Origin of the sequence: Streptomyces sp. NPDC005017, from assembly GCF_042873115.1 — a bacterium.
Classification (GTDB): Bacteria; Actinomycetota; Actinomycetes; order Streptomycetales; family Streptomycetaceae; genus Streptomyces.
On sequence record NZ_JBIALD010000012.1, the window covers coordinates 175,120 to 189,289 of the forward strand.

Annotated in this window: 12 protein-coding genes; 1 reads left to right on the forward strand and 11 read right to left on the reverse strand. The window is 71.1% G+C overall.

Going from position 1 to position 14,170, the window contains the following annotated elements; all coding sequences use genetic code 11:
- Positions 1-121: 121 nt before the first annotated feature.
- The 5 genes from ACFYR0_RS20235 to ACFYR0_RS20255 all read right to left on the reverse strand — a co-directional run bounded on the left by ACFYR0_RS20235 (position 122) and on the right by ACFYR0_RS20255 (position 4,898).
- Positions 122-1,711: a Na+/H+ antiporter gene (locus ACFYR0_RS20235; protein WP_389329563.1), complete on the reverse strand. Its 1,590-nt coding sequence runs from the start codon at positions 1,709-1,711 to the stop codon at positions 122-124.
- Between the two features lie 87 nt (positions 1,712-1,798).
- Complete coding sequence (locus ACFYR0_RS20240; protein ID WP_389329566.1) at positions 1,799-2,263, reverse strand: GNAT family N-acetyltransferase; 465 nt, start codon at positions 2,261-2,263, stop codon at positions 1,799-1,801.
- A complete protein-coding gene (locus tag ACFYR0_RS20245) occupies positions 2,260-3,204 on the reverse strand; it encodes an RluA family pseudouridine synthase (protein ID WP_389329569.1) in 945 nt (314 codons plus the stop codon). Before ACFYR0_RS20245 ends, ACFYR0_RS20240 begins: the two co-directional genes overlap by 4 nt.
- 49 nt (positions 3,205-3,253) lie before the next feature.
- Complete coding sequence (gene lspA, locus ACFYR0_RS20250; protein WP_389329572.1) at positions 3,254-3,925, reverse strand: signal peptidase II; 672 nt, start codon at positions 3,923-3,925, stop codon at positions 3,254-3,256.
- A gap of 61 nt (positions 3,926-3,986) precedes the next feature.
- The gene (locus ACFYR0_RS20255) at positions 3,987-4,898 is read right to left on the reverse strand and encodes a TraR/DksA C4-type zinc finger protein (protein ID WP_389329575.1); all 912 of its coding nucleotides are present in this window, start codon (positions 4,896-4,898) and stop codon (positions 3,987-3,989) included.
- A 592-nt stretch (positions 4,899-5,490) separates the two neighbouring features.
- On the opposite strand from ACFYR0_RS20255, the gene ileS reads away from it, so the two are divergent.
- Positions 5,491-8,634, forward strand: a complete 3,144-nt coding sequence (gene ileS / locus ACFYR0_RS20260) for an isoleucine--tRNA ligase (protein WP_389329578.1) — start codon at positions 5,491-5,493, stop codon at positions 8,632-8,634.
- A 364-nt stretch (positions 8,635-8,998) separates the two neighbouring features.
- Here the strand turns inward: ileS and ACFYR0_RS20265 are convergent, their stop codons facing one another.
- The 6 genes from ACFYR0_RS20265 to ftsZ form a co-directional block, all read right to left on the reverse strand.
- Positions 8,999-10,174: a DivIVA domain-containing protein gene (locus ACFYR0_RS20265; protein ID WP_389329581.1), complete on the reverse strand. Its 1,176-nt coding sequence runs from the start codon at positions 10,172-10,174 to the stop codon at positions 8,999-9,001.
- A 55-nt stretch (positions 10,175-10,229) separates the two neighbouring features.
- Positions 10,230-10,517: a YggT family protein gene (locus ACFYR0_RS20270; RefSeq protein WP_386380364.1), complete on the reverse strand. Its 288-nt coding sequence runs from the start codon at positions 10,515-10,517 to the stop codon at positions 10,230-10,232.
- 53 nt (positions 10,518-10,570) lie between these two features.
- Positions 10,571-11,212, reverse strand: a complete 642-nt coding sequence (locus ACFYR0_RS20275; protein WP_386380365.1) for a cell division protein SepF — start codon at positions 11,210-11,212, stop codon at positions 10,571-10,573.
- A 128-nt stretch (positions 11,213-11,340) separates the two neighbouring features.
- Complete coding sequence (locus ACFYR0_RS20280) at positions 11,341-12,060, reverse strand: YggS family pyridoxal phosphate-dependent enzyme (RefSeq protein ID WP_389329586.1); 720 nt, start codon at positions 12,058-12,060, stop codon at positions 11,341-11,343.
- A 5-nt stretch (positions 12,061-12,065) separates the two neighbouring features.
- The gene (gene pgeF / locus ACFYR0_RS20285) at positions 12,066-12,797 is read right to left on the reverse strand and encodes a peptidoglycan editing factor PgeF (RefSeq protein ID WP_389329589.1); all 732 of its coding nucleotides are present in this window, start codon (positions 12,795-12,797) and stop codon (positions 12,066-12,068) included.
- On the reverse strand, positions 12,794-13,984 hold the full coding sequence (ftsZ, locus tag ACFYR0_RS20290; protein WP_386380368.1) for a cell division protein FtsZ: 1,191 nt from the start codon (positions 13,982-13,984) through the stop codon (positions 12,794-12,796). Before ftsZ ends, pgeF begins: the two co-directional genes overlap by 4 nt.
- Positions 13,985-14,170 lie beyond the last annotated feature (186 nt).

A 14,170-nucleotide genomic window follows, 5' to 3' on the forward strand; every position in this document is an offset into this window, starting at 1 on the left:
AAGCCGCGGACCCGGCAGCCGCCGACGGCGGGAACCCCGGAAGGAGAGCCGGGCGTCCCGACCGCCGGTCACGGGCGGCGCGCGGGCGAGGAAAGTACCCAAAGGAGAGAAACCCGAACAACTACCGCAAGCTACGCACATCCAGCTGCCGCAGCACCCGGTCGACCACCTCAGGATCCGCCCCCGGCTCACTCCGCGCCGCCAGCACCTCATGCCGAGCCGCGCTCAGCATCTCCCCCTCGATCCGCCGCAACCGCTTCGCCCGCCGCACCCGCTGCTCATGCGCCTCCCTCCGCTCCTCCTCCCCCATCTCGGGAGAGATCCGCACCCCGATGTCGAAGGCCCGCCGCAGCATCCGCTCGGACACCTCCTCCGGCAGCACCTCCACCTCCTCGATCTCCCGCAGCCGCGCCTTCGCCGCCTTCGCCGCCCGCACCGCGAGCCGCTTCTCGAACTCCTTCTCCCGCTCGGTGTCCGCCCGCACCCCCAGCCGCTTCACCAGCCACGGCAGGGTCAGCCCCTGGAGCACCAGCGTCGCCATGATCACCCCGAAGGCGATGAAGATGATCTCGGAACGGGCGGGGAACGGCGCCCCGTCGTCCGTCCTCAGCGGAATCGCCAGCGCCAGCGCCACCGAGGCGACCCCGCGCATCCCGGACCACCACATGACGACGGTCTCCCTCCAGCTCACCGGGATGTCCTCGTCCGGGTCGTTCCGCCGGGCGTGCAGCCGTTTGGTGAGCCAGGTCGCCGGCAGCAGCCAGGCCAGCCGCACGAGGATCACCACGGCCGCGACCATGGCCGCCCAGCCGAGCATCTCGCCCCAGCGGCCGGACGCGGTCCGCACGGCGATGTGCAGTTCGAGCCCGATCAGCCCGAAGGCGACCCCGGTGACCAGGGTGTCGATGATGTCCCAGAAGGTGTGCCCGGCGAGCCGGGTCATCACGTCGTCGGCGTCGGAGGCGTACTCGGCGAGGAACATCGCCGTGGTGAGCACGGCCAGCACCCCCGAGCCGTGCAGCTCCTCGGCCAGTACGTAGGAGGCGTACGGCACCAGCAGCGTCAGCCCGATCTGGAGGGTCGGATCGCCCAGCAGGTCGAGGAGCCGGTTCGCGGTCCAGCCGAGCGCGACGCCGACGGCGAGCGCCACCACGGCGGACAGCACGAAGTCGAGGGCGGCCTGCCCCGGCGAGAACTCGCCGCTGACGGCGGCGGCGATCGCCACGTGGTAGAGCACGATCGCCGTGACGTCGTTGAACAGGCCCTCGCCCTCCAGGATGGACACCAGCCGGCGCGGCAGCCCGAGCTGCCCCGCGACGGCGGTCGCGGCTACCGGGTCGGGCGGCGCCACCAGCGCGCCGAGCGCGAACGCGGCGGCCAGCGGCAGCCCCGGCACGACCGCGTCGGCGACGGCGGCCACGCTGAACGTCGTGACGAACACCAGCGCGACGGCCAACAGGAAGATCGGCCGCCGGTTCGCCGCGAACTGCCGCCACGAGGTGCGCCGTACGGCGGCGTAGAGCAGCGGCGGAAGCAGCAGGGGCAGGATGAGGTCGGGCGGGACGTCGACGTTCGGCACGAACTCGGCCAGGGCCAGGGCGATGCCGAACAGGGTCATCAGCACCGGGGCGGGCAGCCCCAGCCGGTCCCCGAGCGGGACGCTCAGCACGGCTCCGAGCAGCAGCAGGAAGACCAGGCCCAGTTGTTCCACGCTCGGCGCTCCGGGAGCTCGGACGATCACACGGCAGGGCTCAAGCCTGCCACGGCACCCGTCCCGTCAGCCGATTCCCGCAGGTGGCTACAGGGCGCGCCGCATCGCCCGGTGCGCGATCCCGGCCTCCAGGTACTCCGGGCCGTACGGCTCGTAGCCGAGGCGCTCGTAGAAACCGAGCGCGTGGGTCTGCGCGTGCAGGTCGACGGCGGCGAGGCCACGCGCGCGTGCCGCGTCCTCGATGGCGCGCACCAGGGCGACGCCGACACCGAGCCCGCGGGCCTCCCGGGTCACGGCGAGCCGGCCGAGCGAGCCCAGGGTGAGGTCGCCGCCGGTCTTCTCCGCGGCGCCCTCGCCGTACAGCAGCCGCCCCGTGCCGAGCGGGGTGCCGTCCTCGCGCACGGCGAGCACATGCAGCGCGCCGGGGTCGTAGGAGTCGTACTCGATCTCCTGCGGGACGCCCTGCTCGGCGACGAAGACCTCCTTGCGGACGGCGAAGCAGGCCTCGCGGTCGGCGGGGTCCTCGGCGACCCGGACGCTGTACGCGCTCATCCGTAGGTCTCCTCGCGGACCTGCTCGAGGGCCTTCTGCAGATCGGCGGGGTAGTCGCTGGCGAACTCGGCCCACTGTCCGTCCCCGGGGTGCTCGAAGCCGAGCCGGACCGCGTGCAGCCACTGGCGGGTCAGGCGCAGCCGCTTGGCGAGCGTGGGGTCGGCGCCGTAGGTCAGGTCGCCGACGCAGGGGTGGCGGTGGGCGGACATGTGGACGCGGATCTGGTGGGTGCGGCCGGTCTCCAGCTTCACGTCGAGCAGGGAGGCGGCGCGGAAGGCCTCGATGAGGTCGTAGTGCGTGACGGAGGGCTTGCCCTCCGCGGTGACCGCCCACTTGTAGTCGTGGTTCGGGTGGCGGCCGATGGGCGCGTCGATGGTGCCGCTGGTCGGGTCCGGGTGGCCCTGGACGAGCGTGTGGTACCGCTTGTCGACCGTGCGCTCCTTGAACTGGCGCTTGAGCGAGGTGTACGCGCGCTCCGACTTGGCGACCACCATCAGGCCGGAGGTGCCCACGTCGAGGCGGTGCACGATGCCCTGGCGCTCGGCGGCGCCGGAGGTGGAGATGCGGTAGCCGGCCGCCGCGAGACCGCCGATGACGGTCGGGCCGGTCCAGCCGGGCGAGGGGTGGGCGGCGACACCGACGGGCTTGACGATGACCACGACGTCGTCGTCGTCATGGATGATCTCCATGCCCTCGACCGGCTCGGCCACCACCTGCACCGGCGCGGCCGCCCGCGGCATCTCGACCTCGAGCCAGGCCCCGCCGTGCACGCGCTCGGACTTGCCGACCACCGTGCCGTCGACCAGCACCTTGCCCGACGCCGCCAGCTCCGCGGCCTTCGTACGGGAGAAGCCGAACATGCGGGAGATGGCGGCGTCGACGCGCTCGCCCTCCAGGCCGTCCGGTACGGGCAGGGTGCGGATCTCGGGAATCGTACTCACCCGTCGAGTATGCCGGACGGCACCGACAGCCCTGTCGCCGCGGGCGGGGTCAGTCCTTGTGGACGGTCCCGTCCGGGTCCAGGCCGCGGAACGAGAGCAGCACGATCAGGATGCCGCCGCACACGATCGCCGAGTCGGCGAGATTGAACACGGCGAAGTGCTTGGGCGCGATGAAGTCGACGACCGCGCCCTCGAGGACGCCCGGCGCGCGGAAGATCCGGTCGGTGAGGTTGCCGAGCGCGCCGCCGAGGAGCAGCCCGAGGGCGATCGCCCAGGGCAGGCTGTAGAGCTTGCGGGCGAGCCGGAAGATCACCACGATCACGGCCGCCGCGATCAGGGTGAAGATGATCGTGAAGGCCTGGCCGAAGCCGAAGGCCGCGCCGCGGTTGCGGATGGCGTCGAACTTCAGCCACTCACCGAAGATCTCGATCGCGTCGTGGTGCTCCAGCTTCGCCACCACGATCATCTTGCTGACCAGGTCGACGAGGTAGGCGAACGCGGCGACCGCGAACAGGACGGCGATCCTGCGCCGGCCCTTCGGCCGCCCGCCGTCCTCCTCCGGGGCCCGGTCGGCTTGGTCGGGGGCCTGGGATCCGCCGGACGTGCCGGTGTCCGCGGAGGCGTCCGACCGCGCCCGCGTGCCGTCGTCATCCCGCTCCTGCGCGGCCTGCGCCGCCTCGGGGATGTCCGGCGTACCGATGATGCGCTCCGCCTCTGCCACGTGAGTCCCTCAACCTAGGTGCCTGACTGAGGACGAGGGTACGTCACGCCTCCCCGCTCGATCAGTACCGGCGTTCCTGCTTCTGCTTGCACTCCACGCACAGCGTGGCCCGCGGGAAGGCCTGCATCCGGGCCTTGCCGATGGGCCTGCCGCAGTTCTCGCACAGGCCGTAGGTGCCCGCGTCCAGCCGCTCCAGGGCCCGCTCGGACTGGATCAGCATCTCGCGCGCGTTGGCGGCCAGCGCCAGCTCGTGCTCGCGGGTGATGTTCTTCGTGCCGGTGTCGGCCTCGTCGTCACCCGCGCCGTCGCCGGAGTCCCGCATCAGGCCCACCAGGGACTCCTCGGAGCTGGCGAGCTCGGCCTTCAGGCGCTGCATGTCGCCGGTCAGCTCCGTGCGGGCCTCCTCGACCTCCTCGGCCGTCCAGGGGTCCTCCCCCGGGCGTACGGCGAGGCCGCCCGGCTCCGTCGCCGCGCCGCGCGCCTTGGGAACGGCCGTCTGCGCGGCCGTGGCCGTGCCCGGAGTCTTCTTCGCACCCATCGTGGTGGCTCCCGTCTGCTCCGCGGCCCGTGCCGCGTCCGCCTTCTTCGCCGTGCTCTTCCTGCCCGCGCCGGCGCCCTTCGCGGCGGCGGCCCTGTCCGTCGTGGCCTTCTTCGCCGCGGTCTTCCTGGCCGGCGCCTTGGCGGCCGGGGCGTCGCCGGTCCCGGCCTTCCCGTCGGCGGCCGCCTTCGCCACCGGAGCCTTCCCGTCGGCAGTCGGCTTCGCCACCGGAGCCTTCCCGTCGGCAGTCGGCTTCGCCGCCGGAGCCTTCCGGATGGCGGCCTTTCTCGCCACTGGCTTCCTCACGGCGGCCTTGCCGTCGGCGGCCTTGCCGTCGGCCCCCTGCGCGCGCTTCTTCCCCCCGGCGTCCTTGGCCGCCGAGCCCGTGGACCCGCCGGACGCCGACTCCTCTGCGGCGGTCTTCTTCGCCACCATGGCCGCGGCCCCTTCACATATTGTGATCTTGCTCGCGAATCGTGCTGGGACGATAAATCGACTCCAGTCCCGCGGCAACGGGGCACGCCGCCCGATTCGCCCACCCCGCGCGTGCCGCGAGGCCGGCATGCATCGGTTGTGCCCAGCTCCCCGCCGGGTAATCCGTCGGGCCGGGCCCGCGGGAACAGGGACGGGCACGCCTGGCCATTCGGGTCATCCCGGACGCGTCCCGGCCCCGCCCGCCAGGGCCGGAAAAACCGGGCGGCCACTGTCCGCGCGGCGCCGTACACTGGGCGGAGCGAGAAGCGTGGATGGGGACGAGTAGCGGCGTACGCAGCCCAGAGCGACCCGGGGACGGTGGGAGCCCGGGGGCGAGCGCGCCGTGAAGATCACCCCGGAGCCGCCGGAAGAACACCGTGGGAGCGCCACGGCCAGTAGACCCGGCATCGCGACCCCAATGAGGGGGCTCGCCGGAGCGCACCAGGCACCGGGGAGCCAAGGAGGGTGGTACCGCGGGAGCGCGCCGAAACCGGCGCGGAGGCTCTCGTCCCTCCGGACGGAAGGCAGCAAGTCCGCCGGAGGAAGCTCGCTGATGACATCGCCTACGTACCGCCAGGTGCCCGCCCAGGTCGACCTGCCCGCGCTCGAGCACGCCGTGCTCGACTTCTGGCGCGACCAGAAGATCTTCGCCAAGAGCCTGGAGCAGTCCGAGGGCCGCCCCGAATGGGTGTTCTACGAGGGCCCGCCCACCGCCAACGGCATGCCCGGCGCCCACCACATCGAGGCCCGTGTCTTCAAGGACGTCTTCCCCCGCTTCCGCACCATGCGCGGCTACCACGTGGCCCGCAAGGCAGGCTGGGACTGCCACGGCCTGCCGGTGGAGCTGGCGGTGGAGAAGGAGCTCGGCTTCTCCGGCAAGCAGGACATCGAGGCGTACGGCATCGCCGAGTTCAACGCCAGGTGCCGCTCGTCGGTGACCCGGCACACCGACGCCTTCGCCGAGCTGACGACCCGCATGGGGTACTGGGTCGACCTCGACGACGCCTACCGCACCATGGACCCCGAGTACATCGAATCGGTGTGGTGGTCGCTCAAGCAGATCTTCGACAAGGGCCTGCTCGTCCAGGACCACCGCGTCGCCCCCTGGTGCCCGCGCTGCGGCACGGGCCTGTCCGACCACGAGCTGGCGCAGGGCTACGAGACGGTCGTCGACCCCTCGGTCTACGTCCGCTTCCCGCTGACCTCCGGCCCGCTCGCCGGCCAGGCCTCGCTCCTGGTCTGGACGACGACCCCGTGGACCCTCGTCTCCAACACGGCCGTCGCCGCGCACCCCGAGGTCACCTACGTGGTCGCCACGAACGGCGAGGAGAAGCTCGTCGTCGCCGAGCCGCTCGTCGGCAAGGCCCTCGGCGAGGGCTGGGAGACCACCGGCGAGTCCTTCACCGGCGCCGAGATGGAGCGCTGGACCTACCAGCGCCCGTTCGAGCTCGTGGAGTTCCCGGAGCCCGCGCACTACGTGGTGAACGCCGAGTACGTGACGACCGAGGACGGCACGGGTCTGGTCCACCAGTCCCCCGCCTTCGGCGAGGACGACCTCAAGGTCTGCCGCTCCTACGGGCTGCCCGTGGTCAACCCGGTCCGCCCGGACGGCACCTTCGAGGAGGACGTCCCCCTGGTCGGCGGCGTCTTCTTCAAGAAGGCCGACGAGAAGCTCACCGAGGACCTCGGCGCGCGCGGCCTGCTCTTCCGGCACCTGCCCTACGAGCACAGCTACCCGCACTGCTGGCGCTGCCACACCGCGCTGCTCTACTACGCGCAGCCGTCCTGGTACATCCGTACGACGGCCGTCAAGGACCGGCTGATCCAGGAGAACGAGAACACCAACTGGTTCCCGGAGACGGTCAAGCACGGCCGCTTCGGCGACTGGCTGAACAACAACATCGACTGGGCGCTGTCCCGCAACCGCTACTGGGGCACCCCGCTGCCCGTCTGGCGCTGCGAGAACGACCACCTCACGGTCGTCGGCTCCCGCGCCGAACTCACCGGGCTGACCGGCACCGACCAGTCGAACCTCGACCCGCATCGCCCGTTCATCGACGACGTCACCTTCGCCTGCCCGCACGAGGGCTGCGGCAGCACGGCCACGCGCGTGCCCGAGGTCATCGACGCCTGGTACGACTCGGGTTCGATGCCGTTCGCGCAGTGGGGCTACCCGTACAAGAACAAGGAGCTGTTCGAGAGCCGGTACCCGGCGCAGTTCATCTCCGAGGCCATCGACCAGACCCGTGGCTGGTTCTACACGCTGATGGCGGTCGGCACCCTGGTGTTCGACAAGTCCTCGTACGAGAACGTGGTCTGCCTCGGCCACATCCTCGCCGAGGACGGCCGCAAGATGTCCAAGCACCTGGGCAACATCCTCCAGCCGATCCCGCTGATGGACCAGCACGGCGCGGACGCGGTGCGGTGGTTCATGGCGGCCGGTGGTTCGCCCTGGGCGGCCCGCCGCGTGGGCCACGGCACGATCCAGGAGGTCGTCCGCAAGACCCTGCTGACGTACTGGAACACGGTCGCCTTCCAGGCCCTGTACGCCCGTACGTCCGGCTGGGCGCCCTCCGCGGCCGACCCGGCCCCGGCCGAGCGCCCGCTGATCGACCGCTGGCTGCTGTCCGAACTCCACGCGCTCACCGACCAGGTGACGCGGTCTCTGGAGGCGTACGACACCCAGCGCGCCGGCAAGCTGCTGTCCGCGTTCGTCGACGACCTCTCCAACTGGTACGTCCGCCGCTCCCGTCGCCGCTTCTGGCAGGGCGACAAGGCGGCGCTGCGCACCCTGCACGAGGTCGTGGAGACCGTCACCAAGCTGATGGCCCCGCTGACCCCGTTCATCACCGAGCGGGTGTGGCAGGACCTGGTCGTGCCGGTGACGCCGGGCGCGCCGGAGTCGGTGCACCTGTCGTCCTGGCCGGAGGCGGACCTGTCCGCGATCGACCCGGAGCTGTCGAAGCAGATGGTGCTGGTGCGACGGCTCGTGGAGCTGGGCCGGGCCACGCGCGCGGAGTCGGGCGTCAAGACGCGTCAGCCGCTGCGTCGCGCGCTCATCGCCGCTTCGGGCTTCGAGGCGCTCGACGCCGAACTGCACACGCAGATCACGGAGGAGCTGAACGTCGAGGGGCTGGCCTCGCTGAGCGAGGTGGGCGGCTCCCTGGTGGACACCACCGCCAAGGCCAACTTCCGCGCCCTGGGCAAGCGGTTCGGCAAGCGGGTGCAGGACGTGGCCAAGGCCGTGGCGAACGCCGACGCGGCCGCGCTGTCGCTCGCGCTGCGCGAGGGCACGGCGTCGGTGGAGGTCGACGGCGAGACGGTGTCCCTGGCTCCGGACGAGGTGATCATCACCGAGACGCCGCGCGAGGGCTGGTCGGTCGCCTCCGACTCCGGCGCGACCGTCGCGCTCGACCTGGAGATCACGGAGGAGCTGCGGCGGGCCGGTCTGGCCCGTGACGCGATCCGGCTGATCCAGGAGGCCCGCAAGAACAGCGGTCTCGACGTGGCCGACCGGATCGCCCTGCGCTGGGCCTCGACGGACCCGGCGACCACGGTGGCGCTCTCGGAGCACGCGGGGCTCATCGCGGACGAGGTTCTCGCGACGGACTTCGCGCAGGGGGAGGCGGACGACAGCTTCGGATCGCCTTTCGGCGACGAGGGGTTGGCGCTCACGTTCCGGCTGCGCAAGGCGTGACGGTTCGCTCGCGCGGGCGTTGCCTGGTTTTCCGCTTGCGTGAGGCGTAACTCACAGGTGAACGGCGGCTGTTCTTCGGGCAGCCGCCGTTCTGCTTGCCCGCCGCGGCCGTCCGCGGGGCACGTTGCGGCTTGTCGCGCAGTTCCCCGCGCCCCTTGAAAGCAGGGCACTTGAGCCGCTGCGCCTCTCCGGGGACTGTCGCTCGTCGCTGGTCGCGCAGTTCCCCGCGCCCCTGACAGCGGGGCAGTTGGGCTGCTGCGCCTCGCCGGGAACTGTCAACGCGCATAAAAGGGGCGGGCCCCGGAATCATCCGGGGCCCGCCCCTTTTTGAACGCTGCCGACGCCTACGGCGTACTCAGGACTGTCAGTTGTCGTCCTCGTCGATCAGGAAGCCACGCATCGGCGACGGCGCCTGACCCATCGGGGACGGACCCTGCGGGCGGACCGGAGCCATGGGCTGGGTCATCGCGGGGGACATCTGCTGCTGACCGCCGTAGGACGGCGCCGGCGGGACCGGAGGGCCGCCCATCGGACCGTTGCCACCGTAGGACGGGGCGCCCGCGCCGGCCGGTGCCATGGAAGGCGCCGGGGACGGCGGGAGGGACGCGGCCGCCGGGGTGCGCGGCGGGGCGAGGGAGTCGTCGGCCTGGGTCTCCAGCTGGCGCAGCTGCGACTCCAGGTACGACTTCAGGCGCGTGCGGTACTCGCGCTCGAAGCCGCGCAGGTCCTCGACCTTGCGCTCCAGCGTGGCGCGGGCGGACTCCAGGGAGCCCATCGCGACGCGGTGCTTCTCCTGCGCGTCCCGCTCCAGGGCGTCGGCCTTGGCACGGGCGTCACGCTCCAGACCCTCGGCGCGGCTGCGGGCCTCGCCGACGATCTTGTTCGCCTCGGAGCGGGCCTCGGCGATCGCCTGGTCGGCGGTCTGCTGGGCCAGCGAGAGAACACGCGCGGCGCTGTCGCCACCGGGCGCACCGCCCATGGGGCCACCGCCCATCGGACCGGGACCCTGACCCATGGGGCCGCCCATCGGACCGCCCATGGGGCCACCCATCGGACCGCCCATCTGCTGCGGCATGGGGGGCTGGCCCATCGGACCGGGACCCTGACCCATCGGACCGTGACCCTGACCCATGGGGCCGGGACCCTGGCCCATGGGGCCGGGACCCTGCGGGCCCTGCCCACCGGGGCCGGGGGGCAGCTGCGGGGCACCGCTCGGCAGCTGGGGCGGGCCACCCATGGGGCCACCCATCTGCTGCTGCGGCGGGCCCGATATGCCGGCGGGCACCGGGGCGCCGGGGCCTCGCATGCCCTGCGGCGGCCCGTCCTGCTCCGGAGGCTTGCGCATGTTCTGCTGGTTCTGGGCAGCAGCACGCGTGGCAGCGGCCAGCTTGGCGCGCAGGTCCTCGTTCTCGCGGAGCAGGCGGGTCAGTTCGGCTTCGACCTCGTCGAGGAAGGCATCGACCTCGTCCTCGTCATAGCCTTCTCGGAGGCGGACGGTCGTGAACTGCTTGTTCCGCACGTCCTCGGGGGTCAACGGCATCTCTTCACCTCAACGTAGTCGTCGGCAGTCGGCAGGACCGTATCTGTCACATCGGTCACATCGCGCTCCGTACGAGCGTGATCAGGATATAGACGATGATCATCAGTACGAAGAAGGACAGGTCGAGCGCCACGCCCCCGAGACGCAACGGCGGGATGACCCGCCGCAGAAGCTTGAGCGGTGGATCGGTGACAGTGTAGGTGGCCTCCAGAACGACCACCATCGCCTTGCCTGGTTGCCACGAGCGGGCGAACTGGAAGACGTAGTCCATGACCAGTCGGAAGATCAGCACGATGAGGAACACCATCAGCGCGATGTAAAGAACCTGCAAGGCCACGCTCATGTCTGGTGCTTCCCTCTCCCCTGTTTCCGTGCGTTTCGTTCCGGTGGTGCGTCTCAGCTCTGGTTGAAGAACCCGCCCTCTGCGATACGGGCCTTGTCCTCAGCCGTGACATCGACGTTAGCAGGCGACAACAGAAACACCTTCTGCGTCACCCGCTCGATGCTGCCGTGAAGACCAAACACCAAACCGGCAGCAAAGTCGACAAGTCGCTTCGCGTCTGTGTCGTCCATCTCAGTCAGATTCATGATCACCGGGGTGCCCTCACGGAAGTGTTCCCCGATGGTACGGGCCTCGTTGTAGGTCCGCGGGTGAAGCGTGGTGATCCGGTAAGGCTCTCGTTCCGACACGACCTTGGGCATGATCACCGGTGCGTTCTTCTCCAGGCTCTGACGTTCTTGTGTGATGGACGCCACGGGCGCGATGCGCGCCGGGCGGCCGGATTCCGCGGGAAGCGAAGCCGACCGGGCCATCGGTTCGCGCGGCGCGGGCGGCTGCACGATACGCACCTCTTCGTCCCTTTGGGACTGATGTGCCACATGTGCCTGATGTGACGGCTCATGCCGCCTGTGGTCTCGCTCGGGCTCCGGGTCGAGCTCGGGCTCGAAGTCGTCATCGGGGTCGAAACCCCGGCCGTCGTACCCGTCGTCCTCCACGAGGCCGAGGTAGACCGCCATCTTGCGCATCGCGCCGGCCATGCTCTGAGTCCTCCGCTCTGTGGTGGATCTGCTGGCGACCGCCAAGTGGTCGCGATCCACGAGGTCGTTATGCCGCCTTTCGGCGGAAATGACCATATTTTCTGCTGTGGTCCGACTTCCTGGCGACGTTACCCGAGCCCGGCGCGGACTCCGAGTACCGCAGTGCCGACGCGTACATGTGTCGCTCCGGCCGCCACGGCCTCCTCGAGGTCCGCACTCATTCCTGCCGAGACCATGTTCGCAGCCGGATGAGCTCGGCGCAGGACAGTCGACAAATCCATCAACCGCTCGAACGCCGCACGTTGACGACCCGCGTACTCCCCGGTCAGCGGGGCGACGGTCATCAGTCCGCCGAGCCGCAGTCCGGGTGAGCCGGCGACGAGGCCGGCCAACTCCTCGATTCCGCCGGGGGCGACACCGCCCCGCTCCCCCCGGCCGCTCTCCCCCGCGTCGAGCGCGACCTGGATCAGACAGCCGAGTTCGCGCTCCGCCCGCACGGCCTCCCTGGAGAGCCCGGTCACCAGCCGGCCCCGGTCGACGGACTGCACGACGTCCGCGTAACCGGCCACGGAGCGCACCTTGTTGGTCTGCAACTGGCCCACGAAATGCCAGGTAAGGGGCAGATCCGAACATTCGGCGGCCTTCGGGGCGGCGTCCTGGTCACGGTTCTCGGCGACGTGCCGCACACCGAGTTCCGACAGGATCCGCACATCGCTCGCCGGGTAGGTCTTGGTGACGACGATCAGAGTCACCTCGTCGCGTCCGCGCCCTGCGGCCGCACAGGCCGCCGCGATCCGCTTCTCCACTTTCGCCAGATTCGCGGCGAGTTCGTCCTTGCGGTCCGTCATGCCCATCAGTCCAGCCAGACATATCCCGCGAGTCGCCCCGTGGAGCGGTCGCGGCGGTACGAGAAGTGGTCCCCCGACTCCAGCGTGCACACAGGGGACTGCGCCCGGTCGCACACCCCGAGCCGGTCGAGCTGGGCGTGCACTCCGGCGGCCACGTCCACCGCGGGTGTGCCCCAGCTGGTCCCGGCGTGCGCCGCCGGTTCCACCGCGGCCACCTCGGCGCGCATCGCCTCGGGCACCTCGTAGCACCGGCCGCACACCGAGGGTCCGGTGCGGGCGACGATCCGCGCGGGGTCGGCGCCGAGCCCGGTCATCGCGCGGACGGCGGCCGGGACCACCCCGGCGATCATGCCGGGCCGGCCCGCGTGGGCCGCGGCGACCACACCCGCGACCGGGTCGGCCAGCAGGACCGGCACACAGTCCGCGGTCAGGACCGCGAGGGCGAGTCCGCGCCGGTTCGTGACCAGCGCGTCCACCTCGGGGATCTCGGCGCCGGCCGGCCAGGGTCCGTCGACGACGGCCACCTCCGCGCCGTGCACCTGCCGCATCCAGACCACCCGCGCGGGCTCGACGCCCAGCGACTTGGCGGCCAGGTCCCGGTTGGTGCGCACCGCCTCCGGGTCGTCGCCGACGGCGCCGCCCAGATTGAGCTCCTCATACGGAACGGCGCTCACCCCGCCCCACCTGTCGGTGAAGGCGAAGTGCGCGCCGCTCACGCTCTCGCGCTGTCCTATCACTTGAGGAAGTCCGGCACGTCCAGCTCCTCGGCGGCGCTGTCGGAGTAGCTCCGCGACGGCGGGACCGGCGGGGCGACCGGGAGGTCGGCCACCGGCTCGGGCGCGGGCTCCGGCTCCTCCTTCGGCTTGACGCTGCCGAGCGAGCCGAAGGACGGGCGGGTCTCGGGCTGCCGGGCCGGCACCGGCTCCTCGCGCTTGGCCGAGGACGAGCCGAGCACGTTGTCCCGGCGGGCCGGGGGCTGGCCCCCGTCGAAGCCGGCCGCGATGACCGTGACGCGCACCTCGTCGCCGAGGGCGTCGTCGATGACCGCGCCGAAGATGATGTTGGCCTCGGGGTGGGCGGCCTCACTGACCAGCTGGGCGGCCTCGTTGATCTCGAACAGACCGAGGTCGGAGCCGCCGGAGATGGACAGCAGCACGCCGCGGGCGCCGTCGATCGAGGCCTCCAGCAGCGGCGAGGAGATCGCCATCTCGGCCGCGGCCACCGCGCGGTCGTCGCCGCGGGCCGAGCCGATGCCCATGAGGGCCGAGCCGGCCTCGGACATGACCGACTTCACGTCGGCGAAGTCGAGGTTGATCAGACCGGGCGTCGTGATGAGGTCGGTGATGCCCTGGACACCGGAGAGCAGGACCTGGTCCGCCGACTTGAAGGCGTCGAGGACGGAGACCTGGCGGTCCGAGATGGACAGCAGCCGGTCGTTCGGGATGACGATGAGGGTGTCGACCTCCTCGCGGAGCTCGGCGATGCCGTCCTCGGCCTGGTTCGCGCGGCGCCGTCCCTCGAAGGTGAACGGGCGCGTGACCACGCCGATGGTGAGCGCGCCGAGCGAGCGCGCGATGTTGGCCACGACGGGCGCGCCGCCGGTGCCGGTACCGCCGCCCTCGCCAGCCGTCACGAAGACCATGTCGGCCCCCTTGAGGACCTCCTCGATCTCCTCGCGGTGGTCCTCGGCGGCCTTGCGGCCGACGGCCGGGTTGGCTCCGGCGCCGAGTCCGCGGGTGAGTTCACGGCCGACGTCCAGCTTGACGTCGGCGTCGCTCATCAACAGAGCTTGCGCGTCGGTGTTGATGGCGATGAACTCGACGCCCTTGAGACCGACCTCGATCATCCGGTTGATGGCATTGACACCACCGCCGCCGACACCGATGACCTTGATGACTGCGAGGTAGTTCTGCGGTGCTGCCACGTCGAAGGCCTCTCGCCTCGAATTACGTCGTCGCCGCCGTACGGTGGCCCGTACCGGGACGACAGATGCCGAATGGGACGGTCCGTAACGCCGACCCGAACCCTAAACCTGAAGTTTAGGGTTACCAGTGTGTCTGTTCCTTGGAGTCTTCTGAACGAGACACTAAGTCGACAAGTGGCGCGCGTT

Coding starts and splice junctions, on each gene's coding strand:
- ACFYR0_RS20240 (WP_389329566.1), bottom strand. CDS start 2,263: ATGAGCGCGTACAGCGTCCGGGTCGCCGAGGACCCCGCCGACCGCGAG.
- ACFYR0_RS20255 (WP_389329575.1), bottom strand. CDS start 4,898: ATGGTGGCGAAGAAGACCGCCGCAGAGGAGTCGGCGTCCGGCGGGTCC.
- ileS (WP_389329578.1), top strand. CDS start 5,491: ATGACATCGCCTACGTACCGCCAGGTGCCCGCCCAGGTCGACCTGCCC.
- ACFYR0_RS20265 (WP_389329581.1), bottom strand. CDS start 10,174: ATGCCGTTGACCCCCGAGGACGTGCGGAACAAGCAGTTCACGACCGTC.
- ACFYR0_RS20270 (WP_386380364.1), bottom strand. CDS start 10,517: ATGAGCGTGGCCTTGCAGGTTCTTTACATCGCGCTGATGGTGTTCCTC.
- ACFYR0_RS20275 (WP_386380365.1), bottom strand. CDS start 11,212: ATGGCCGGCGCGATGCGCAAGATGGCGGTCTACCTCGGCCTCGTGGAG.
- ACFYR0_RS20280 (WP_389329586.1), bottom strand. CDS start 12,060: ATGACGGACCGCAAGGACGAACTCGCCGCGAATCTGGCGAAAGTGGAG.